This window comes from Labedella gwakjiensis (genome assembly GCF_003014675.1).
GTDB lineage: Bacteria > Actinomycetota > Actinomycetes > Actinomycetales > Microbacteriaceae > Labedella > Labedella gwakjiensis.
Genome location: NZ_PYAU01000001.1, coordinates 1,904,671 through 1,923,793, shown reverse-complemented (window position 1 = coordinate 1,923,793; position 19,123 = coordinate 1,904,671). Strand labels below are relative to the sequence as shown.

20 protein-coding genes and 1 pseudogene are annotated in these 19,123 nt (G+C 68.6%); 11 read left to right on the top strand and 10 right to left on the bottom strand.

The features are described 5' to 3' along the window. The first annotated feature begins 9 nt into the window (after positions 1–9). Entirely contained in the window at positions 10–1,203 is a 1,194-nt protein-coding gene (locus CLV49_RS09100) for a M20 metallopeptidase family protein (protein WP_106563261.1), read from the top strand. Positions 1,204–1,289: 86 nt separating this feature from the next. Next, positions 1,290–1,604 (top strand): hypothetical protein, encoded by a 315-nt coding sequence (locus tag CLV49_RS09095; RefSeq protein ID WP_127054360.1) that lies wholly within the window; start codon positions 1,290–1,292, stop codon positions 1,602–1,604. A 28-nt stretch (positions 1,605–1,632) separates the two neighbouring features. Here the strand turns inward: CLV49_RS09095 and CLV49_RS09090 are convergent, their stop codons facing one another. Continuing rightward, on the bottom strand, positions 1,633–2,457 hold the full coding sequence (locus CLV49_RS09090; RefSeq protein ID WP_106563259.1) for an aldo/keto reductase: 825 nt from the start codon (positions 2,455–2,457) through the stop codon (positions 1,633–1,635). Positions 2,458–2,600: 143 nt separating this feature from the next. Between CLV49_RS09090 and CLV49_RS09085 the strand changes: the two genes are divergently transcribed. Further along, the gene (locus tag CLV49_RS09085; protein WP_106563258.1) at positions 2,601–4,286 is read left to right on the top strand and encodes a dipeptide ABC transporter ATP-binding protein; all 1,686 of its coding nucleotides are present in this window, start codon (positions 2,601–2,603) and stop codon (positions 4,284–4,286) included. Between the two features lie 92 nt (positions 4,287–4,378). Continuing rightward, on the top strand, positions 4,379–4,504 hold the full coding sequence (locus tag CLV49_RS18620) for a hypothetical protein (RefSeq protein ID WP_279432405.1): 126 nt from the start codon (positions 4,379–4,381) through the stop codon (positions 4,502–4,504). Between the two features lie 333 nt (positions 4,505–4,837). Here the strand turns inward: CLV49_RS18620 and CLV49_RS09080 are convergent, their stop codons facing one another. Both CLV49_RS09080 and CLV49_RS18335 read right to left on the bottom strand, forming a co-directional pair. Then, positions 4,838–5,950, bottom strand: coding sequence for an RHS repeat-associated core domain-containing protein (locus CLV49_RS09080; protein ID WP_483401366.1), 1,113 nt, complete (start codon positions 5,948–5,950; stop codon positions 4,838–4,840). Positions 5,951–6,087: 137 nt separating this feature from the next. After that, the gene (locus CLV49_RS18335) at positions 6,088–6,228 is read right to left on the bottom strand and encodes a hypothetical protein (protein ID WP_158261939.1); all 141 of its coding nucleotides are present in this window, start codon (positions 6,226–6,228) and stop codon (positions 6,088–6,090) included. An 82-nt stretch (positions 6,229–6,310) separates the two neighbouring features. Between CLV49_RS18335 and CLV49_RS09075 the strand changes: the two genes are divergently transcribed. After that, positions 6,311–6,520, top strand: a complete 210-nt coding sequence (locus tag CLV49_RS09075) for a hypothetical protein (RefSeq protein ID WP_106563256.1) — start codon at positions 6,311–6,313, stop codon at positions 6,518–6,520. A gap of 416 nt (positions 6,521–6,936) precedes the next feature. On the opposite strand, the gene CLV49_RS09070 is transcribed toward CLV49_RS09075, so the two are convergent. From CLV49_RS09070 to CLV49_RS09055, 4 genes are all read right to left on the bottom strand, one after another. Beyond that, the gene (locus CLV49_RS09070) at positions 6,937–7,812 is read right to left on the bottom strand and encodes an ABC transporter permease (RefSeq protein WP_208019802.1); all 876 of its coding nucleotides are present in this window, start codon (positions 7,810–7,812) and stop codon (positions 6,937–6,939) included. Beyond that, positions 7,809–8,822 (bottom strand): ABC transporter permease, encoded by a 1,014-nt coding sequence (locus tag CLV49_RS09065; protein WP_106563255.1) that lies wholly within the window; start codon positions 8,820–8,822, stop codon positions 7,809–7,811. Before CLV49_RS09065 ends, CLV49_RS09070 begins: the two co-directional genes overlap by 4 nt. Before the next feature lie 74 nt (positions 8,823–8,896). Further along, positions 8,897–10,513 carry an ABC transporter substrate-binding protein gene (locus CLV49_RS09060; protein WP_106563254.1) on the bottom strand — a complete coding sequence of 539 codons (1,617 nt, stop codon included), beginning with the start codon at positions 10,511–10,513 and terminating at the stop codon, positions 8,897–8,899. Positions 10,514–10,602: 89 nt separating this feature from the next. After that, entirely contained in the window at positions 10,603–11,853 is a 1,251-nt protein-coding gene (locus CLV49_RS09055) for an aminotransferase class III-fold pyridoxal phosphate-dependent enzyme (protein ID WP_106563253.1), read from the bottom strand. Between the two features lie 188 nt (positions 11,854–12,041). Between CLV49_RS09055 and CLV49_RS09050 the strand changes: the two genes are divergently transcribed. Then, positions 12,042–12,632 (top strand): TetR/AcrR family transcriptional regulator, encoded by a 591-nt coding sequence (locus CLV49_RS09050; RefSeq protein ID WP_158261938.1) that lies wholly within the window; start codon positions 12,042–12,044, stop codon positions 12,630–12,632. Between the two features lie 34 nt (positions 12,633–12,666). Here the strand turns inward: CLV49_RS09050 and CLV49_RS09045 are convergent, their stop codons facing one another. Beyond that, positions 12,667–13,506 (bottom strand): alpha/beta fold hydrolase, encoded by an 840-nt coding sequence (locus CLV49_RS09045; RefSeq protein ID WP_106563251.1) that lies wholly within the window; start codon positions 13,504–13,506, stop codon positions 12,667–12,669. 167 nt (positions 13,507–13,673) lie between these two features. Here CLV49_RS09045 and CLV49_RS09040 point away from each other — a divergent pair, with 167 nt between their 5' ends. The 4 genes and pseudogenes from CLV49_RS09040 to CLV49_RS18670 all read left to right on the top strand — a co-directional run bounded on the left by CLV49_RS09040 (position 13,674) and on the right by CLV49_RS18670 (position 16,587). Further along, the gene (locus tag CLV49_RS09040) at positions 13,674–14,099 is read left to right on the top strand and encodes a MarR family winged helix-turn-helix transcriptional regulator (protein WP_106563250.1); all 426 of its coding nucleotides are present in this window, start codon (positions 13,674–13,676) and stop codon (positions 14,097–14,099) included. 5 nt (positions 14,100–14,104) lie between these two features. After that, on the top strand, positions 14,105–15,520 hold the full coding sequence (locus CLV49_RS09035; RefSeq protein WP_483401365.1) for an MFS transporter: 1,416 nt from the start codon (positions 14,105–14,107) through the stop codon (positions 15,518–15,520). Between the two features lie 116 nt (positions 15,521–15,636). After that, positions 15,637–15,828, top strand: a pseudogene (locus CLV49_RS18675) (recombinase family protein); the annotation flags it as partial. Next, positions 15,811–16,587 carry a DUF2599 domain-containing protein gene (locus CLV49_RS18670; protein WP_106564985.1) on the top strand — a complete coding sequence of 259 codons (777 nt, stop codon included), beginning with the start codon at positions 15,811–15,813 and terminating at the stop codon, positions 16,585–16,587. The pseudogene CLV49_RS18675 and the gene CLV49_RS18670, both read left to right, overlap by 18 nt. Before the next feature lie 381 nt (positions 16,588–16,968). Here CLV49_RS18670 and hxlA read toward each other — a convergent pair whose 3' ends face one another. Then, the gene (gene hxlA / locus CLV49_RS09020; RefSeq protein WP_106563247.1) at positions 16,969–17,595 is read right to left on the bottom strand and encodes a 3-hexulose-6-phosphate synthase; all 627 of its coding nucleotides are present in this window, start codon (positions 17,593–17,595) and stop codon (positions 16,969–16,971) included. Between the two features lie 40 nt (positions 17,596–17,635). Then, the gene (gene hxlB / locus CLV49_RS09015; protein ID WP_106563246.1) at positions 17,636–18,226 is read right to left on the bottom strand and encodes a 6-phospho-3-hexuloisomerase; all 591 of its coding nucleotides are present in this window, start codon (positions 18,224–18,226) and stop codon (positions 17,636–17,638) included. Between the two features lie 98 nt (positions 18,227–18,324). Here hxlB and CLV49_RS09010 point away from each other — a divergent pair, with 98 nt between their 5' ends. Beyond that, a complete protein-coding gene (locus CLV49_RS09010; protein WP_106563245.1) occupies positions 18,325–19,110 on the top strand; it encodes a LuxR C-terminal-related transcriptional regulator in 786 nt (261 codons plus the stop codon). Positions 19,111–19,123: the final 13 nt, after the last annotated feature.

Below are 19,123 nucleotides of genomic sequence, written 5' to 3'. Positions count from 1 at the left end.
CATTGACCCATGTCGATCACCACGGACGCCCAGGCTCTCCTCCCCGATCTCGTCGCCCTGCGCCGCACGCTCCACGCGGCGCCGGAGGTGGGGCTCCAGCTCCCGGCCACGCAGGCCACGGTGCTCGCACAGCTCGAGGGCCTCGGCCTCGAGATCACGACGGGCACGGACACGACGAGCGTCGTCGCCGTGCTGCGTGGAGCGCACGAGGGACCGGTCGTCCTGTTGCGCGGCGACATGGACGGGCTGCCCGTCGTCGAGCGGACGGGCCTCGAGTTCGCTTCCACGAACGGCGCGATGCACGCGTGCGGGCACGACCTGCACACCGCGGGACTCGTGGGCGCGGCGCGACTCCTCGCCGCTCGTCGTGACGAGCTGCACGGCTCCGTCGTCTTCATGTTCCAGCCCGGCGAGGAGGGCTACGGCGGCGCGAAGATCATGATCGACGAGGGTGTGCTCGACGCCGCGGGCACCCGCCCCGTCGCCGCCTACGGGATCCACGTGACGCCCGGCGTTCCGGGTGTCTTCGCGATGCGACCGGGGCCCGCGATGGCGTCGTCGAGTACGCTGCACATACGCATCGTCGGCGAGGGCGGCCACGGCTCGCTGCCGTCGAGCGCCTACGACCCCGTGCCGGCGCTCACCGAGACCGTGTCGGCCCTGCAGTCGATGGTCACGCGCCGCTTCAGCGTCTTCGACCCGGTGGTCCTCACGGTGACGCAGCTGTCGGCGGGCGAGGCGATCAACGTGATCCCCGACTCGGCCAGCCTCGGCGCGACGGTCCGCGCGCTCTCCGACGAGTCGCTCGAGACGCTGGCCGTCGAGACGGAGCGCATCGCATCGGGCATCGCCGCCGCGCACGGCTGCCGCGCCGAGGTCGAGTTCGACACCGTGTACCCGGTCACGAAGAACGATCCGGGAACCACAGCCGGCGCCATGATGACGCTCTCCGACGTCTTCGGACCGGGCCGCGTGCAGACCATGCCGGAGCCGCGCATGGGCAGTGAGGACTTCTCGTTCGTGCTCCACGAGGTACCGGGCACGTTCGTCTTCCTCCAGGCGACGCCGGCGGAGCTCGATCCCGCGACCGTCGCGTACAACCACTCGCCGCGCGTGCTCTTCGACGACTCGGTGCTCGGCGACCAGGCCGCGGCTCTCGCGGCCCTCGCCCTCTCCCACCTGGGCGTGCCCGCCTCCGCCTGATCCGCAGTCCGGCCGAGAGAGCCACCGACGCTGTCACCTCATGAGGGGTGTTGGTGGACGAGCCGCTCCTCAGTACGATGACGGACATGAGCTTCCGTCATGATCCGTCGATCCCCGCGTCTCTCCCCGTGACGGGGGAGGCGACGATGGGACACGTGGGCGACGCCATCTGGGTGGCCACGATGAAGGCCGATGCACTGCTCGGGCGCGTCTCGCACGACTATCGCGTCCAGCTCGGCGCCACCTTCGACTGGCGCGTGACCGCCGAGGACGTGCGCGTGGCTCGCGCCACGCTCTCCACCCAGCGTGCCGACGCGCTCGCCCGCGACCTCGCCGTCGCCCGGCCCGCGACCGCGTCGACGCCCGACTGGGACGCGTCGGCCGACCTCCTCGCGCTCTGATCGCGCGTCGCGTCCTCGCCCGGGCTCGTCAGGCGAGCCGGTAGTAGTCGGGTTCGACGTGCTCGCCCCGATCGAGCGCATCGATCGCCGCCATGTCGTCGTCTCCGAGCGCGAACGAGAAGACGTCGAGATTCTCCGCGAGGCGACCCGGATCGGACGACTTCGGCACGGTCACGAGGCCCGACTGCACGTGCCAGCGCAGCACGACGCGCGCCACGGAGACTCCGTACGCTGAGGCGATCCGCTCGAGCGTCGGATCGCCGAACACCCGTCCGCGGGCGAGCGGCGACCACGACTCCGTCACGATGCCGAGCGCCTCGTGCGCCGCCCGTTCGAGGCGCCGGGTGTGGAAGGGATGCAGCTCGATCTGATTCACAGCGGGGATCTCGCCTCCGAGCTCCACGAGGTCGGCGAGCTGGGCCGGCGAGAAGTTGGAGACGCCGATATGCCGCGCGAGGCCTGAGCGCCTGGCGGCCTCGAGCCCGCGCCAGGCGTCGCGATGCCGGCCGCCCGCGCTATGCGGCCAGTGGACGAGGTACAGGTCGACGTGGTCGAGACCGAGGCGGTCGAGCGAGTCGGCCGCCGCTCGGACGGCACCGGCCTCGTCGTGCGCGTCGATCCAGAGCTTCGTCGTCACGAACAGGTCGTCCCGGTCGATGCCGGACCGCCTGATGCCCTCGCCGACGCCGCGCTCGTTGCCATAGACGGCGGCCGTGTCGATCGAGCGGTAGCCGAGCTCGATGGCCGTGCAGACGATGCGCGCCGTGGTCTCGTCGTCCATGTCGAACACGCCGAGCCCGAGGAGCGGCATGTCGATGTCGGGGCGCGTGGGCGAAAGCAATGGGGAACGCATGAGACCTCCGGGTTATTTAGGACGATCGTCCGAAAACAGGTCTAACACGAGGCGATACCGCGGCCGTCAGGCGGGACGGCATATTAAACGCACTCGAAACATGCGCCTACACCGCGGAAACATGCGGAGTTTATTTTGGACCCATGTCCGATAACGTGCTGCTCGCGCCCACGACGACCGACCCCGAGGACGCCGCCCCGACCCCGCTCCTCCAGGTCCGCGACCTGACCGTCTCGTTCGGCACGTCCCACGGGCGGCACACCGCCGTCTCCGGCGCGAGCCTCGACCTGCCGGCGCGCCGGACGCTCGCCGTGGTCGGCGAATCGGGTTCCGGGAAGTCCACTCTCGCCGCAGCCATCAACCGCCTACTCGCGCCCAACGCGACGATCGAGTCCGGCAGCATCCTCTTCGACGGGCGCGACCTCGTCACCGCGAGCCCCCGCGAGCTCACGCGCGTCCGCGGCGCCGGCATCGGCCTCGTCCCCCAGGACCCGATGTCGAACCTCGACCCCGTCCACCGTGTCGGCGCGCAGATCGTCGAGGCCCTCGAGGCGCATGGCACGTCATCGCGGGAGTCCACGGCGCGCGCGATCGAACTGCTCGACATGGTGGGCATCCCCGAGCCGAAGCGCCGCTTCCGCCAGTTCCCGCACGAGTTCAGCGGCGGCATGCGCCAGCGCGTGCTCATCGCGATCGGGCTCGCATGCCGGCCGAAGCTCCTCATCGCGGACGAGCCCACGAGCGCGCTCGACGTGACGGTGCAGCGGAAGGTGCTCGATCGACTCGACGAGCTCACCGCCGACATGGGCACGGCCCTCTTCATGATCACGCACGACCTGGCCCTCGCCGCCGAACGTGCGAGCGACGTGCTCGTCATGCACCGGGGCACGATCGTGGAGCACGGGCCGGCCGACCAGTTGCTCGCGGACCCGCAGCACGAGTACACACGCAAGCTCCTCGACGCCGCACCGGCCCTCGCCGCGCAGCGCGGAATCGCCCGCGCGGTGACCCCCTACGCGGCCGCCGGCGAGACCGGGGATGCGATCGTCTCCCTCACCGACGTGGTGAAGGAGTACACCGTACGCGACTCGGCGTTCGGGCGTCCCCGCACCTTCGCAGCCGTCGCCGGATCGACGTTCGACGTGCCCCGCGGCAGCACCGTCGCGATCGTCGGCGAGTCCGGATCGGGCAAGTCGTCGACGGCCCGGCTCGTCCTCGGCCTCGACTCCCCCACACGCGGCACGATCACGTTCGACGGCCGCGACCTCGCCTCCTTCTCCGCGTCGGAGCTCCGGGCGTTCCGCCGGCGCGTGCAGCCCGTATTCCAGAACCCGTTCGCCTCGCTCGACTCGCTCTTCACCGTCGGCGACACGATCGCCGAGCCTCTCGTCGTGCACGGCATCGGCACGGCCGCCGAGCGGCGAGAGCGCGTTCTCGCACTCCTCGAGGAGGTCGCCCTCCCCGCCGACACCGCCGAGCGGTACCCGCACCAGCTCTCCGGCGGCCAGCGCCAGCGCGTCGCGATCGCCCGCGCTCTCGCGCTCCAGCCGGAGGTCCTCGTGCTCGACGAGGCGGTCTCGGCCCTCGACGTCGTCGTGCAGGCGCAGATCCTCGACCTGCTCGCGCGCCTGCAGCGCGAACACCGGCTCACGTACCTCTTCATCAGCCACGACCTCGCCGTCGTCCGCCAGATCAGCGACTGCGTGCACGTCATGTCGCGCGGGCGCATCGTGGAGACTGGAACGCCGGACGAGCTCTTCGAGTCGCCGCAGGAGGACTACACGCGCGAGCTCCTGAGCGCGATCCCGGGCGCCCGCCTCGCGGTCTGATCCCCGACCGTTCTCGCAGGACGCAACCGCGGCGGCGGTGAGATCTCACGCGCGGACGGTACCTGGATACGCGCGCGAAGGGGGAGAGGATCGTGAAGATCTCCGACGCTCTCGGTGACGCCGGCGTCGAGCTGCGACGTCACTTCCTCATCGTCCTCGAGCAGCCGCTCGAGGACGACGGCGGCGAGACGCAGTTGCGCCCCAGCCGCCTTACATAACGTCCATTATCGGCTCTAATTAGGAACCTACTTTTTGCTCTAGCTGCTCTTTCCTGCGGCTCACCGTTCAGGTCTGACCCGACCCTCGCACCGATGGCCGCTCCTACGACACCGAAGAAGCTAGCAATCAGGGCGACCGAGACGCGACGCTAGTAGTCAAGCCCGTCCTTCTGGGGAATCACTTCTTTCGTATCTGGCGATAACCGATAACCGCCATTGCAATGCCAACTAGAGCAAGCGCCCACCCCAGGAAAGTGGATACGGTCGAGGTCGCGAAGATGGCCAGGGCTACGCCAAGTACCGCGAGCAAGGGTCCTGCAACTAGGAAGATCATCACGGGTAGCTTGTCACAGCTTCAACGAGCCCTACGCCGCTACACGAGTCAAGAAGCGCTGCGATCGCTAGTCCGTAACCTACCCCGGCAGCAGCAAATGCAAGACCCCCAGAAGCTCCTGCCGCTGCGATAAACACCCCCGTGGCAAGAAGTCCGGCCGCGATAGAGAGCCCACAAGAAACAGGGTCGACCGCCAGGCCCGTCGCGTCCGACGAGTTGACCGGATTGCACGCCGCGTACCCGTAGGGATTAGCCTCCTGCCCGCTCGGGTCATATTGAGTGAATCTGCCCAGGGCGGGATCATAGAACCGAGCGCCGAGCTTGTAGAGGCCGCTGGCGGAGTCGTAGTAGCCGGCGATGTAGCGAAGGTTGTTGTTTGTGCTGACGGCTTGGTTGGTGCCGGTGGAGCGTGCTTCGCCGTAGGGCGAGTAGGAGTATCCGCCGAGGTAGGTGCCCGTCTTGTCGAAGAGTCCGACGACGGAGCCGATCAGGTCTTTGGCGTAGTAGTAGCGGGATCCGCCGGAGAGGCGGGCGCTGGTGGCGTCGCCGGTGCTGTCGCGGGTGAAGGCGCGTGAGCCGCCGAATCCGAACTTCTCCGCGCTGAGGCCGAGGGGCGTGTTCAGGTACGAGGTGGTGTCGGCACTACGGGTCTGCTGCAGGGTGTTGCCCTGCCCCATCGCACTGTACGTCGTGGTCCCGATACCGGTCACGGCGCCTTGACTGTTGTAAGAGGCGGTTTGGCCGGTGATGCCGTTGCGGGTCTGGTTCCCGGCCGCGTCATACGTCCACGTCGTCGTATCTGCCGAGGTCGAGGCGATCCGGTTCGCGGCGTTGTAGGTGTAGTTGATCGTCCCCGCGGTGGCACCGGTGGATCCCGTGCGGGCCTGCTGGGTGCGGTTCCCGGCCTTGTCATAGGCGTAGGTCCAGGACGCGGAGGTCGTCGTTCCGACCTTCTCGACCGCCGCGGTGACCCGGTTCAACGAGTCGTACATGTACGACGTGACCGCGCCTGCGGTGATGCCCTGCTCCGCGTAGCTGGTCCGCTTGACGATACTCGTGCGGTCCGTACTTGAGGCGGAACCAGCGCTGGCGGCGGTGTAGGAGTAGCCGATGTCGACCTTCGTGACCCCGGCACCGTCCTTCGCCGTGATGCGGGTAGCGCGGGCGCCCCGGTCGGAACGACGGGCCTCGTGGATAGTATCGGCGCTCGTACGCGGCTGCGGGCGGCGGCGGCTGCGGGGCGAGGTGGCTAGCGGCGGGCCTTCACGTCGAGGGCGTCGCGCAGGCCGTCGCCGATGAAGTTGATCGCGAGCACGATCGACACGATCGCGAGGCCGGGGGCCGCGGCGATCCACGGCTGGTAGAAGTTCTTCGCACCCTCGGTGATCATCGCGCCCCACTCCGGCGTCTCTCGCCGGAGAGACGCCGGTACCGTTGAAGACCACGAGCGGGTCCAGACGGAGGAGGTATGCGTGACGTCAGAGAAGCAACCTGACGAGAAGCAGGAGATTCGAGCGACGATCTACAGACTGCATCGGGTCACGCTCATCCTGCCCGTCGTCATCGCCATCGCTTTCGTCGCCCTGGGGATCGTCGTCCAGAACTGGGCGATCGTCGCCGTCTTCGCGATCCTCGGCCTCGCCGCGGTCGTCACCTCGATTGCGATCGGACGGAAGCGTTGAACGTGCGGGTGTCGATCCATTAGAGGTTGCTCTCACTCCAACCGGCGCCCTCGATGACTCGCCGACACGTCCCGACCAGCGTCGTGATCGACCGACTATCTGCGGTGGAGCTCGCGGGCTCTTCCTCCCGCGCCGTCATCGGCAACCCGTCGCCGTCGTCGTCGTTCTGCGCCTGACTCGAATACGAAGAGGCTGACGAGAACCACAAGAAATACGAACCAAACCCACCAGCGCCAGACGTCCTCGTTATCAAGTGCGCTGATGAGCGCCAACCCCTGTGCCCCGAGTGCAAGGACCCCAGCCACGCCGACACGAAGTCCGCGGGACGTCCGCCTGCGCCCTTCTGGAGTATTCGGGTCGACGGTCATGATCAGATGATGTCAGTTGAACAGGGCGCAGGGCGCGGGGTGCCACCGCTAGCGGCGGGCCTTCACGTCGAGGGCGTCGCGGAGGCCGTCGCCGATGAAGTTGATCGCGAGCACGATCGACACGATCGCAAGTCCAGGGGCCGCGGCGATCCACGGCTGGTAGAAGTTCTTCGCGCCCTCCGTGATCATCGCGCCCCACTCCGGAGTCGGCGGCAGCGCACCGAGCCCCAGGAACGACAGCGACGCCACGAGGAGCACGATCTGACCGAGGTCCATCGTCGCGTTCACGAGGGTCGGCGTCGAGGCGTGCGGGATGATGTGGCGGAACAGGATGCGGCGCCGCGATGCGCCGATCGCGACGGCGGACTCCACGTGCTCGCGCTCCTTGATCGAGAGCACCTGCCCGCGCATCAACCGCGCGTAGATCGGCCACCACACGATGATGATGGCGATGCCGGCATTGTTGAGGCCGGGGCCGAGGGCTGCGGCCACCGCCATAGCGAGCAGGATCGCGGGGAACGACATCGTGATGTCCGCGATCCGCATGATGATCGAGTCGACGAGGCCGCCGACGTAACCGGCGACGGCCCCGAGGACGCTCCCGACGACGACCGACGCGACGATCGACACGAGCGCGATGGGCAGCGAATACCGGGCGCCGTACAGCGCGCGGCTCAGCACGTCACGACCGAGTGCGTCGGTGCCGAACCAGTGCTCGGCGCTCGGCGCCGCGAGGCGCTGCCCCGCCGAGGCGAGCGGATCGAACGGCGCGATCCACTGCACCGCCACCACGAGGACGAGCCAGAACGCCACGATCACGTAACCGAAGACCATCTGCGGCCGCATCCAGACCGACGACCGCGCGGTGCGCAGGGCGGCGAGCGAGGTGGTGCCCATCCCGGCGAAGGCTGATGCGGCGCTCATGCGAGTCTCACTCTCGGGTCGATCGCGGCGTACACGAGGTCCGTGACGAGGCTCGCGAGCAGGAAGATGACGCCGCCGAGCAGCGTGACGCCGTTGATGGCCGGGTAGTCGAGCGTTCGAGCGGCCTCCACCGCGTAGGAGCCGATCCCGTTCCACGAGAAGATCTGCTCGACGAGGACCGCCCCCATGAGGAGCGCTCCGAAGGCGAAGCCGACGACGGTCACGACCGGGGTGAGGCTGTTGCGCAGCACGTGGCGGCGCATGACGGACGACTCCGCGATGCCCTTCGCCCGCACCGTCCGCACGTAGTCGGAGTGGAGCTCGTCGAGCATCGCTGCGCGGACCAGCCGGCTGATGGTGCCCATGAGCCCCCACGCGAGCACGAACGCCGGGAGGAGGAGGTGCGCCCAGGCATCCACGAAGAGCGGGATGTTCCCGGCCACGAGCGCGTCGATCGTGTAGAAGCCCGTGACGTGGGGAGGGGGATCGACGCGCGCCGAGAGCCGACCGGGCCCCGGCACGATCCCGAGCTGCGCGTAGAACACGAAGAGGAAGACGAGTCCGGTCCAGAAGATCGGGAGGGAGGAGCCGAGGAGCGCGAACACGCGCGCGGCGTTGTCGGCGAACGAGTCCTTCCTGCTCGCCGAGATCACTCCGAGCACGATGCCGCCGAGCGCTCCGATGATGAGCGCGAGGATCGTGAGTTCGAGCGTGGCCGGCAGCCTCTCGGCGAGATCGGCCGACACGCTCGCACGAGTCTGGAACGACGTGCCCATGTCGCCCGTGAGCAGGCGCCCCACGTAACTGACGTACTGGATGAAGACGTTGGAGTCGAGTCCCCAGCGCTCCCGTGCGGCCTCGACGACCTCGGGGTTGTTCATGCTGCGCTGCCCCACGATCGCCGCGATCGGGTCTGACGGCATGAGGCGGGAGATGACGAACGCGATCGTCACGATCCCGAGCAGCAGGAGCGGCACGATCGCCAGACGGCGGAGGACGAAGCGGGTCATACGGTTCTCCAAGCGGGAGGGGAGGGGAGAGCGACGGGCGGGGCGCTGAGGGGTGCGCCCCGCCCGTCGGTTCGTCAGCCGGTCAGGCCGAGCTGCCCGATCTCGAGGTTGCAGCAGGGGCTGTACGCGACGCCCGAGATGTCGCTCGCGTACGCGAGGATCAGCTGCGGGTTGACCATCGGCAGGACGAATGCGTCGGCCGCCATGGACTCGGCGAGCGCCTGGTACGTCGCCACCCGCTCGTCGCCCGACTCGGCGAGCGCCTGAGCGAGCAGGTCCGTCTGCTCCTGCGACACCGATCCGGTCCACGGGTTGATGAGTCCGCCCTGGTCGATGTTGCCGAAGTACTGCACGTACTGGCTCGAGTCCGTGTGGTCGGGGGCGAAGTAGACCGCCGTGACGGGCGTGCCGTCGCCGCTCACCGTGTCGATCCACTGCGTGAAGTCCACGGGGTTGAGCTCGAGCGTCACCCCGATCTCGGCGAGGTCCTGCTGCACGGCCTGCATCTGCAGGTCGAGGTCGACACCGTACGCGACGAGCTTGGGGTACGTCGCGCTCACGGTGAAGCCGTCGGCGTACCCGGCCTCGGCGAGGAGCGCCTTGGCGCCATCGAGGTCGTAGCTCGGGAGCGCGACCTCCTCGCTCCCCTCGAAGCCGTTCGGGATCGGCGACCCCTGCAGCTTTCCGTAGCCGGCCACGAGGGTGTCGACGAGACCGTCGTAGTCGACGGCCATCCGGATCGCCTCACGCACGCGGACGTCCTCGAGCGGTTCACCTCCGGGAGCGGCCGGGAGGAGGGCGATGTACGTGTAGTTGTAGGAGTCGACGACTTCGGTCGTCACGGCCTCGTCGCCCTCGAGCTGCGCGAGCGCGTCTGGCGAGATCTGCATCGCCACGTCCACGTCGCCCTGCTGCAGCTGCTGGAGCTGCGAGCTCGAGTCGGTGACCTCCTTCATCTCTACGTCCGTGAAGGCGGGGGCCGCACCCCAGTACTCGTCGTTCGCCGTGAGCTCGACCGACTCGCCCGCGCTGTAGTCGGCGAGGGTGTACGGTCCGCTGCCCGCCGAGTTCTCGAGGAACCAGCCCTCGGCGTCGTCCGTCGACGCGGCGTCCTCCGCGGCGCTCGCCCCGTTCTCCTCGGCGACCTCGCTGTTCACGATGCCGAGGTACGGAGCCGCCGTGATCGCGAGGAACGCGGAGTTGGGCTTCTCGAAGGTCACGACGACCGTGGATGCGTCGGGCGTCTCGATCCCCGTCATGCCGGCGAGGAGGAACGAGGCGGAGCCCTGCAGGTTCACGAGTCGCTCGAAGCTCCACTTCACGTCCGTCGACTCCACGGGGGAGCCGTCGGAGAAGACCGCGTCGGCGTCGAGGGCGAAGGTGAACTGGGTGTTGTCCTCGTTCGCCTCCCAGCTCTCGGCGAGACCGGGCAGCACGGTCGACGTGTCGGCCGGGTCCACGGTCACGAGCCGCTCGTAGAGGGCCGTGTAGATGATCTGGCACGTGTCGCAGTATCCGCGCTGCGGGTCGAGCGTCGTGAGGTCCATCGCTCGGGCGATGACGAGGGGTCGCTCACCGCTCGTGCTCGCGGGGGTGCCGCCCGCGCAGCCGGTGAGGGCCACGGTGAGGGCGGCGACGCCGGCGAGGGCGGCCCTCCACCGGCGTTTCGGTCGCTGTGGTGCAGTGGTCACGGAGTGCTCCTCGTCGCTTTCGTCGGGTGGCGCTGTCGGGGTGGGACGGTTCGGGATGGAACGGGTGATGCGGTCTGCGGGGTGGTGGGTCAGCCGATGACGGCGCGCGCCTCGGCGAAGGCGTCGGCCGTGCGGTCGAGCGCGTCGGCGATGTCCTGCTCGGTGTGCGCCGTGGAGAGGAACCAGTTGTGCACCGGGTGGAGCAGCACGCCGCGGGCCGCGGCCGCACCGGTGAAGGCGAGGGCGGCGGCGTGGCCCGGGTCGTCGACGAAGCGGAGGTACGGCATGACGGCCGGTCCGCTCTGCACGATCTCGAACCCGTTGTCCTCCGCCTGGGCCTGCAGCCCGGTGCGGAGGAGCGTTCCCACGTGGTCCATGTACGCGGGAGTGTCGGTCTCGCGGAGGAGCCCGATGTTCGCGATCGCCGCGGCCATCGCGACGCCGGAGTACCAGAACGAGCCGGTGGCGTAGATGTCGGACGCGGCCTGCGCGAGCGCGTCGATGCCGACGACGGCCGCGAGCGCCCACCCGTTGGCGATCGCCTTGCTGTACGCGATGAGGTCGGGCGCCACACCGAGGGGCTCCCACGCGCTGCCCGTCACGAGGCGGAAGCCGGTGCGGACCTCGTCCATGATGAGCACGGCGCTGTTCCGGTCCGCGATGGCACGCACCGAGCGGGCGAACTCGACGTCGGCGAGGCGCTGGTCGTCCGCCGGACCGTCGTGCTTGAACGGGGAGACGATGATGCCGGCGAGGTCGTCGCCCGCCTCGGCGGCTGCGGCCTCGAGCGACGCGATGTCGTTGAAGTCGAAGAAGATGATGTTCGACCGGTCCTCCGGGGTGGAGCCGAGGGGGTTCGGATTGAACCACGCGTTCGCGCCGTGGTATGCCGTCCGGCCCTTGAGGATCTTGCGCTTGCCGGTGGCGGCGCGCGCGATCGTCACGGCGAGGCTCGTGGCGTCCGTCCCGTTCTTGCCGAACATGGCCCAGTCGGCGGGGCCGACCGTGTCGACGAGCAGCTCGGCGAGCTCCACCATGCGCTCCGTCGGACCGCCGAGGGCGTCGCCCCGGGCGAGCTGCTTCGCGGCCGCGGCCTCGACCACCGGGTTCCGGTAGCCGGAGATCATCGGGCCGAACCCGCACATGAAGTCGATGTACTCGTTGCCGTCCACATCGGTGAGGCGGGCGCCGTCGCCCGAGCGGTAGTACTGCGGGTACGCGGCCGGGAGCAGCGTGACGTTGAGGTGGCCGTACATGCCGCCGGGGATCACGCGGGATGCGCGCTCGCGCAGCCCGGCGTCCACGGGCTTGAGGGTCTGGATCGCGGTGTCGATCGTCATGGGGGTCCTTCGCGGGAGGGGGCCGGTCGACGAGCCGGGACGGCGCTGCGTCGTGTGATCAAGTTTTTGGTACAGGCGTCCGAAATAGATTTCGTCGCCGTTACGGGTACGTTAAATAGATCAAGCGTCCGAAAAAGCGCGCGACGATGGAGTCGACACCGCACGCTTGGAGAAAGGAGGCACGATCAGTGCCCAAGATCGTTGACCACGACGAGCGCCGCGCAGCGGTGCTCGAGGCCACGTGGCGCGTCATCAGCCAGCAGGGACTCGAGGCGGCCACGGTCCGGGAGATCGCGAAGGCCGCCGGGGTGTCCAACGGCGCGCTCGCCCACTACTTCACGAACAAGGACGACGTGCTCATCCAGGCGCACAAGCTCGCCTACCAGCGCGTCTACGACCGCGTCGCCGACCGCGCGGACGAGCTCGACACCTTCGGCATGCTGCGGGAGATGCTGCACGAGGCACTGCCGCTCGACGACGAGAGCCGCACCGAGGCGATCATCGACGTCAGCTACATGGGTCGGGCGATCACGAATCCGACCCTCGCCGCCGTGCGGGCCGACTCGATGGTCGTGGCGCGGGCCTGGTGGACCGACGGACTCACGGCGGCGCGCGACGCCGGCGACCTCCGCGCCGATCTCGACATCGCTCTCACGGTCAACGAGCTCCTCGTGCTCATCGACGGCATCTCGGTCCAGGCCGTTCTCTACCCCGACGAGATGACGCCGGACATGCAGCGCAGCCTCGTCGACGCGTTCCTCGACCGCATCAGCACCTGAGCCGGCGTCTGCGTCTGCGTCTGCGTGTGGCCGATCAGCGGGGGACGCGGGCGTCGAGCCACGCGAGGAGGTCGCCGACGATCTCGTCGCGGTTCGTCTCCTTGTAGATCTCGTGGCGCGCACCCTCGTAGATCCGCATGGTCACGTCTGAGAGCTTCGAGCGCTTCACGTACGCGTCGCGGAGCAGCGTCATGCCGCGGGTGCCGCCGAGCGAGTCGTCCGACCCGCCCTGGATGAGCACGGGGATGTCGCGCATGCCCTTAAGCGGTCGCCCGAGGAAGGCGAACGCCTGGACCGCCGTCCACACGGGCCGCTCCGCGATGTCGAACGCGCGCGGGTCCTCCGCGAAGGCCGTTCCCACCGCGGGGTCGCGCGAGAGCCACTCGAATCCGGTGCTGCCGGCGCCGCGCCACCGCTTGTTGAGGTCGCCGGCGTTGATGACGCCGGGGATCGCGAGCGACGAGCCGGACAGCACGACCGCGTCGTAGGGGTGCTCCCCCGCCACGATCTTCTGCGCCATGAGCGAGCCCCAGCTGTGCCCGAGGAGAACGAGGGGGACGCCGGGATTCTGTTCCGCGATCGTCTGGCCCACGTGGAGGACGGAGCGGATGGCGCCGCGCGTCGTGCCCTGGCCGAGTCGGCCGAGACCGAGATGGTTCTCCCCCGTGGCGCCGTGACCGCGGTGGTCGTCGGCGACCACGGTGAAGCCGGCGCCGACGAGGTCGTCGGCGAGCTGCTGGTACCGCCCGGCGTGCTCCCCCGCTCCGTGCGCGATGTGGACGATGCCGCGGGGCTGTTCGGCCGCCCACGCGTAGTACCAGATGGTGACCCCGTCGGCGTCGACGAGGGTCCGGGTCTCGGGAGCCTGACTCACCCCCACACCCTACCCACCCGCCCCCTCTGCCCCTCCCCCCACCCCAAAAAGATTTCGATACTGCAGTGAATTTCGTGCCGTATCGCCATCTTTTTGGGGTCTGGGGCGGGGGGGGGAGGGGGAGGGGCGGGAATAGTTAGCAAGGGTAATGAGTTATGCTAAGTAATATGCCTCGAACCATCGCCGAACAGAGTTCGGACCTCCGGATGGGCACGTTCCGACTGGCGCGCCGACTTCGCGCAGAGAAGGCCGACGACGACCTCAGCGACGGCCAGTTCTCGGTCCTCGCCGCCCTCTTCACCCACGGTCCGCACACCCTCAGCTCCCTCGCAGAGCGCGAACGCGTCTCCGCCCCGTCCATGAACCGCACCGTCGGCTGCCTCGAAGACCTCGGGTACCTCACACGCGTGCCCGACGCCGACGACAAGCGCCGCGTGAGCATCACCCTCGCACCGAGCGGCACCGACATCGTGAAGGCCACCGTCAAGAAGCGCGACGCCTGGCTCACCCACGCCCTCAAGGCGGTCACGCCCGAGGAGCGCGCCACGCTCGCGGACGCGGCCGCCATCATGCAGAGGCTGGCCGGACGATGAGCGCGATGTTCCGGTCGCTCTCCGTGCGCAATTACCGGCTGTGGTTCATCGGCGCGCTCGTGTCGAACATCGGCAGCTGGATGCAGGCCACCACGCAGAACTGGGTGGTGCTCACCGACCTGACCGACAACGACGCCGTCGCCGTGGGATTCACGATGGCGCTGCAGTTCGGCCCGCAGGTGCTCCTCGTCCCGATCACCGGCCTCATCGCTGACCGCTTCGACAGGCGAAAGATCATCATGGTCACGCAGTCGCTGCTGCTGCTGCTCGGCCTCTCCCTCGGTCTGCTGCTCATCTTCGGCACCGCGCAGCTCTGGCATCTCTACGTGTTCGCGCTGCTCCTCGGCCTCGTGAACGCGGTGGACGGTCCGGCCAGGCAGACCTTCGTGTCCGACCTCGTCGACGAGCACAACATGTCGAACGCCGTCGCCCTCAACGCCGCCTCGTTCAACGCCGCGCGCATGATCGGCCCCGCCGTCTCCGGTCTCCTCATCGTGGTGGTCGGCGCCGGCTGGGTCTTCGTCATCAACGCCGGGACATTCATCGCGATGATCGTCGCGCTCACCTTCATCCGCACGTCAGAGCTGCGCCCCCGCCTTCGAGCGAGTCGCGCCCGCGGACAGCTCGCGGAGGGCTTCCGCTACGTGCGCGGCCGGCCCGATCTGCTCGTGGTCTTCGCCGTCGTGTTCCTCATCGGAGCGTTCGGCATGAACTTCCCAATCTTCGCCTCCACCATGGCGGTCGAGTTCGGGCGGGGAGCCGGCGAGTACGGTCTGCTGTCGTCGATCCTCGCGATCGGCTCTCTCACCGGGGCGCTCCTCGCGGCACGGCGGGAACGCGCGCGCCTGCGCGTCGTGGTGCTCGCGTCCGCCGGATTCGGGCTCGCGGCCATCACGTCGTCGCTCATGCCCACGTTCTGGACCTTCGGCGTCTCGCTCATCCTCATCGGCTTCGCCACCGTCACGATGCTGACCACCGCCAACGGCTACGTGCAGACCACGACGGAGCCGGCGGTCCGCGGACGCGTCATGGCCCTGTACATGGCGATCCTCATGGGCGGAACGCCGATCGGTGCCCCCATCGTCGGCGCCGTCGCGAACGCGTTCGGCCCGCGCTGGGCGCTCGTCGTGGGCGGGGTCGCCGGACTCGTCTCCGCCGGCATCGCCTTCACGTGGCTCATCGTGCGGAAGAACCTGCGCGTGCACCGCTCGCCCACCGGCCGCTTCCGCTTGCGCGTCGACTACGTGGGCAAGCCGCGCTCGGTGAAGACGGACGTCGTGCCGGAGGACTTCTCGGAGCAGGTGGCTCTCACGTCGCCCATCCCGATCCCGCTTCCCCGCGCCGACGGACGGCACCAGCCGTCGTCCTCGAAGCGCACACCGACGGCGTCGATCCCGCAGCAGCGCGCGCCTCGCCGCTGACACTGACGATGCGCTGATCTAGCTGTGCCGACCCGGATCGTGTTGACGTAGGAGCGACCTCCGGTGTCTAGGTGGACTGTCCAGTTCTGTAGCTCGCATGTGCCAAGAGGCCGGCCCTCGATCATGCCCTGAACGCGCTAAGCCACCGGGACACCTTCGTCACTACCACGCTTGATCGCTTTGACCGCTCGACGATCAATGTGCTCGACCTCGCCAACCAGCGCCGATCGAAGGGCAACAATCTGCGCGTGCTGAACCTTGGCGGGCAGAACGTCAACACCAGAACACCCATGGGTGGATTGGTGTTCACGGTCAGCCAGATCCAGAACGGGCGGCGACTCATCCAAGCAGGTGGATCGCCAATCGAAATCGCACGAGACCTAGGCCTGTCACGCGCCACATTGCGCCGCCGCCTCCGAGAACTTCGAGTGAGTTTCATCTACAGAACGGATGACTATCCCCGCGAGTCTGCACGCTCTACACTCCCGACTGGGGGGGCGCATGCCATACGTGTAAGTCTCCGACGTCAACGATGCTTGAGGAGTACGGATGCGATCGAGTTGCTTGGCCTCGCTACAGGCCTGACCATTGTTCTGGGGCTTCAGGGAATCACCGGCCCTGCCTCAGCCCAGACCGACGACTCCGGCACAATAGCGCTGGCTGCCGAAGCTTCACCAAGCTCAGTGCCATCGACGGACGACCCCGATGCGGTCGCGGAGTACCTCAAGCTACTTGCTGAGTATCGAAGCTCAAATACAAGTGCACGAGCAGCGGCGGCCTCCGGTCCGTGCCTGTCGGGTGCGGTGAAGAAGACAGTCTCGCAAGGCACGACAATCTCCGTCTACCGCACTGTCGACGCACCCCGACTTGTCTGTTCTAATGCCGCACAAGCTGTTTACGACAACGAGTACAAGCCGATGGTGGCGAGTGCCTACGAGGGGCAGAAGAGGAGGGACCAGTTGGTCTGCCAGATTTCAAATGCTTGGGATAAGCGTCCCTGGAACCTGGACCCTTGGCGTCCAAATGTCGGCTACGCGGCAACTGTAGCCGCCCTATGCAACCCGTAGAGATCAGAGAGGGCAAAATGATGCGAAACAAAATGACAGCCGTGTGGGGATCTACCGCGGTGCTTTGCCTCGCAGGGATCATCGCTATCCAGGGCGCGTTCGGCGATGCGGTGACCGCAGCCGATCAATCTTCCGGAACACCCGCAATCGGGGTTCTTCTGATCGCCGCGTCCTTGGTCCTTGCCGCCCTACTCGTCGTGTCCGTCGCAGGATTCGCTCGAGTTGTGACGAAGGCGCGCAAGGCCTAACGCCCCGACCTGGGCTGACGCTATCGGTCCGGAACGCGTCGAGCGCTACAGCTCGAGCCGAGCGCTACAGGAATTCCTGTAACGCTCGGCTCGAACGGTAGCGCTCGGTAGACGCGCGGCCGGAAGCCGGACGTCAGTCGGTGATGGCGGCGCGGAGCTCTGCGGCAGCGGCTCCGACGTCGTCGGCACCGTAGATGGCGCCGCCGGCGACGGCGACCTGCGCGCCGGCCTGCTGCACCGACGCGATCGTCGACGCGTTGATACCGCCGGCCACGGAGAACGGCACGCCAGAGGCTTCGCCGTCGCGGAGCAGCGTGGAGAACGTGAAGCCCTCCTCGGCCTGCTCGTCGAGTCCCGCGTGCATCTCGACGAACTCGGCGCCGAGGGCGACGACCTCCTTCGCGCGCTTCGGCTTGTCGGCGACGCCGATGAGGTCGACGACGACGCCCTTGCCGTGCTTCTTAGCGGCCGCGACGGCCCCGACGATCGTGCTGTCGCCGGCCGTGCCGAGAACGGTCACGAGGTCGGCTCCGGCGGCGAAGGTCATGTCGGCCTCGAGCTCGCCCGCGTCCATCGTCTTCAGGTCGGCGAACACGATCTTGTCGGGGTGCGCCTCCTTGATGGCCGTGACGGCGGAGAGGCCGGCGCTCTTGATGAGCGGCGTGCCGAGCTCGAGGATGTCGACGTGCGGCGCCGCGGCGGCGGCGAGCTCGAGAGCGGCTTCGGTGGTGAGCGTGTCCATGGCGAACTGCAGTTTCATGAGATTCCTTTTCGTGAGGTCGGTCGGAGAGGCGTGTGGGTCATTCGAGGTTGGCGTGGCGCGGCCACAACTCGTCGGCGCTCGCTCCTGAGCGCTTCCAGAGCGCGTGGAAGAGGGCGTCGCCGAGGAGCACCACGAACTGTTCGAACAGTCCGCCGGCGTACTGGGCGGAGGCTGCTTCGGAACGATCGAGCTTCTCGGCGGCGGGCACCACGGCGACGACCGTCGCGAGGAGCGCGAGGGGCGAGTCGGCCGCGGTCGTGATGGCGGCGACGCGGGCTCCCGCCTCGACGGCGCCCTCGGCCGCGCGCACGATCGCGCCGGTGGTTCCGGATCCGCTCGCGGTGAGGAGCACATCCCCCTCGGCGATCGCGGGGGTCGTCACCTCTCCCACGACGTGCACCGCGAGTCCCAGGTGCATGAGGCGCATCGCGGTCATCCGCAGGGCGAGGCCGGAGCGGCCGGCGCCCACGACGAAGACGCGGTCGGCGTCGGCGAGCAGATCGGCGAACGCCTCGAAGGGATCCGCGTCCGTGTCGCTCGCGTCGGTGACGGCGCGCTCGACGAGGGTGTCGAGTTCGCCCCGGATGAGGCTCAGTGCGTCGCGCACGGACGTGTCGGGTGTGGTCATTCCTCCATCCTGTGCGGGGCGGCAGAAGAACGTGCTCCCCCGTTGGAGCAGGATCGCCTACCCGAAAGGATGGGGTGGGCGAGGCGTATAGTCGGGCCATGACCGTCGACACGATCCAGCTCGCCGCCGACCAGGCCGACCACCACGCAGTGACGCTCGAATCGATCCTCGCGGTGCTGCGCTCGCGCCGCCTCGACGACCGCGCCGCGCGCACGATGGCGACGGAACTCGCGGCCGGGGCGCTCGTCGACCTCAGGACAGCGAGCGACGAGTTCCGGGACAGCCTCGTCGAGCCCGTCGTCGGCGCCTTCGCTCGCCTCCGGAACGACCTCCGGCCGCTCGTCCGTCACGGCGACCTCGACGTGCAGTTCGTCGAGCCGCCCGCGACGGGCCGCGCCCTCCCCGGCGAGGTCGCCCACGCCGCGCGCGCCATCGTGCGGAGTGCCGTGCTGGCATTCGTCGACCAGGGCGAGACGAACCGCGTCCGCATCCAGTGGGACTGCGACGGGCTCAACCTCCTCATCGACATCCGCGACGACGGCCGCGGGGAGCTGACCGCTCACGACGATTCCCTCCGCCCGATCGCCGAGCGTGTCGCAGCGCTCGGCGGCGAGCTCGGCGTCTCGTCGACCGCCGGCTGGGGCTCGGACCTCGCGATCCGACTACCGCTCGACCCGCCGGCGCTTCCGGAGTCCCTCGACAGCGTCGAGCTCAGCGCACGCGAGCGGGAGGTGCTGCGACTCGTCGCGTCGGGCGCCCGGAATCGCGCGATCGCGGGCCAGCTCGCGATCAGCGAGAACACGGTGAAGTTCCACGTCTCGAACCTGCTGCGGAAGGCCGGGGCGTCCTCGCGGTCGGAGCTCGTGGCGCTCGCGACGCACTGACCGGACGACGTCC

Excerpts from the sequence above, each read along its gene's own strand:
- CLV49_RS09100 (WP_106563261.1), top strand. The coding sequence starts at position 10 with ATGTCGATCACCACGGACGCCCAGGCTCTCCTCCCCGATCTCGTCGCC.
- CLV49_RS09095 (WP_127054360.1), top strand. The coding sequence starts at position 1,290 with ATGAGCTTCCGTCATGATCCGTCGATCCCCGCGTCTCTCCCCGTGACG.
- CLV49_RS09090 (WP_106563259.1), bottom strand. The coding sequence starts at position 2,457 with ATGCGTTCCCCATTGCTTTCGCCCACGCGCCCCGACATCGACATGCCG.
- CLV49_RS09085 (WP_106563258.1), top strand. The coding sequence starts at position 2,601 with ATGTCCGATAACGTGCTGCTCGCGCCCACGACGACCGACCCCGAGGAC.
- CLV49_RS18335 (WP_158261939.1), bottom strand. The coding sequence starts at position 6,228 with ATGATCACCGAGGGTGCGAAGAACTTCTACCAGCCGTGGATCGCCGCG.
- CLV49_RS09070 (WP_208019802.1), bottom strand. The coding sequence starts at position 7,812 with ATGAGCGCCGCATCAGCCTTCGCCGGGATGGGCACCACCTCGCTCGCC.
- CLV49_RS09065 (WP_106563255.1), bottom strand. The coding sequence starts at position 8,822 with ATGACCCGCTTCGTCCTCCGCCGTCTGGCGATCGTGCCGCTCCTGCTG.
- CLV49_RS09055 (WP_106563253.1), bottom strand. The coding sequence starts at position 11,853 with ATGACGATCGACACCGCGATCCAGACCCTCAAGCCCGTGGACGCCGGG.
- CLV49_RS09040 (WP_106563250.1), top strand. The coding sequence starts at position 13,674 with ATGCCTCGAACCATCGCCGAACAGAGTTCGGACCTCCGGATGGGCACG.
- CLV49_RS09035 (WP_483401365.1), top strand. The coding sequence starts at position 14,105 with ATGTTCCGGTCGCTCTCCGTGCGCAATTACCGGCTGTGGTTCATCGGC.
- CLV49_RS18670 (WP_106564985.1), top strand. The coding sequence starts at position 15,811 with ATGGGTGGATTGGTGTTCACGGTCAGCCAGATCCAGAACGGGCGGCGA.
- hxlA (WP_106563247.1), bottom strand. The coding sequence starts at position 17,595 with ATGAAACTGCAGTTCGCCATGGACACGCTCACCACCGAAGCCGCTCTC.
- hxlB (WP_106563246.1), bottom strand. The coding sequence starts at position 18,226 with ATGACCACACCCGACACGTCCGTGCGCGACGCACTGAGCCTCATCCGG.
- CLV49_RS09010 (WP_106563245.1), top strand. The coding sequence starts at position 18,325 with ATGACCGTCGACACGATCCAGCTCGCCGCCGACCAGGCCGACCACCAC.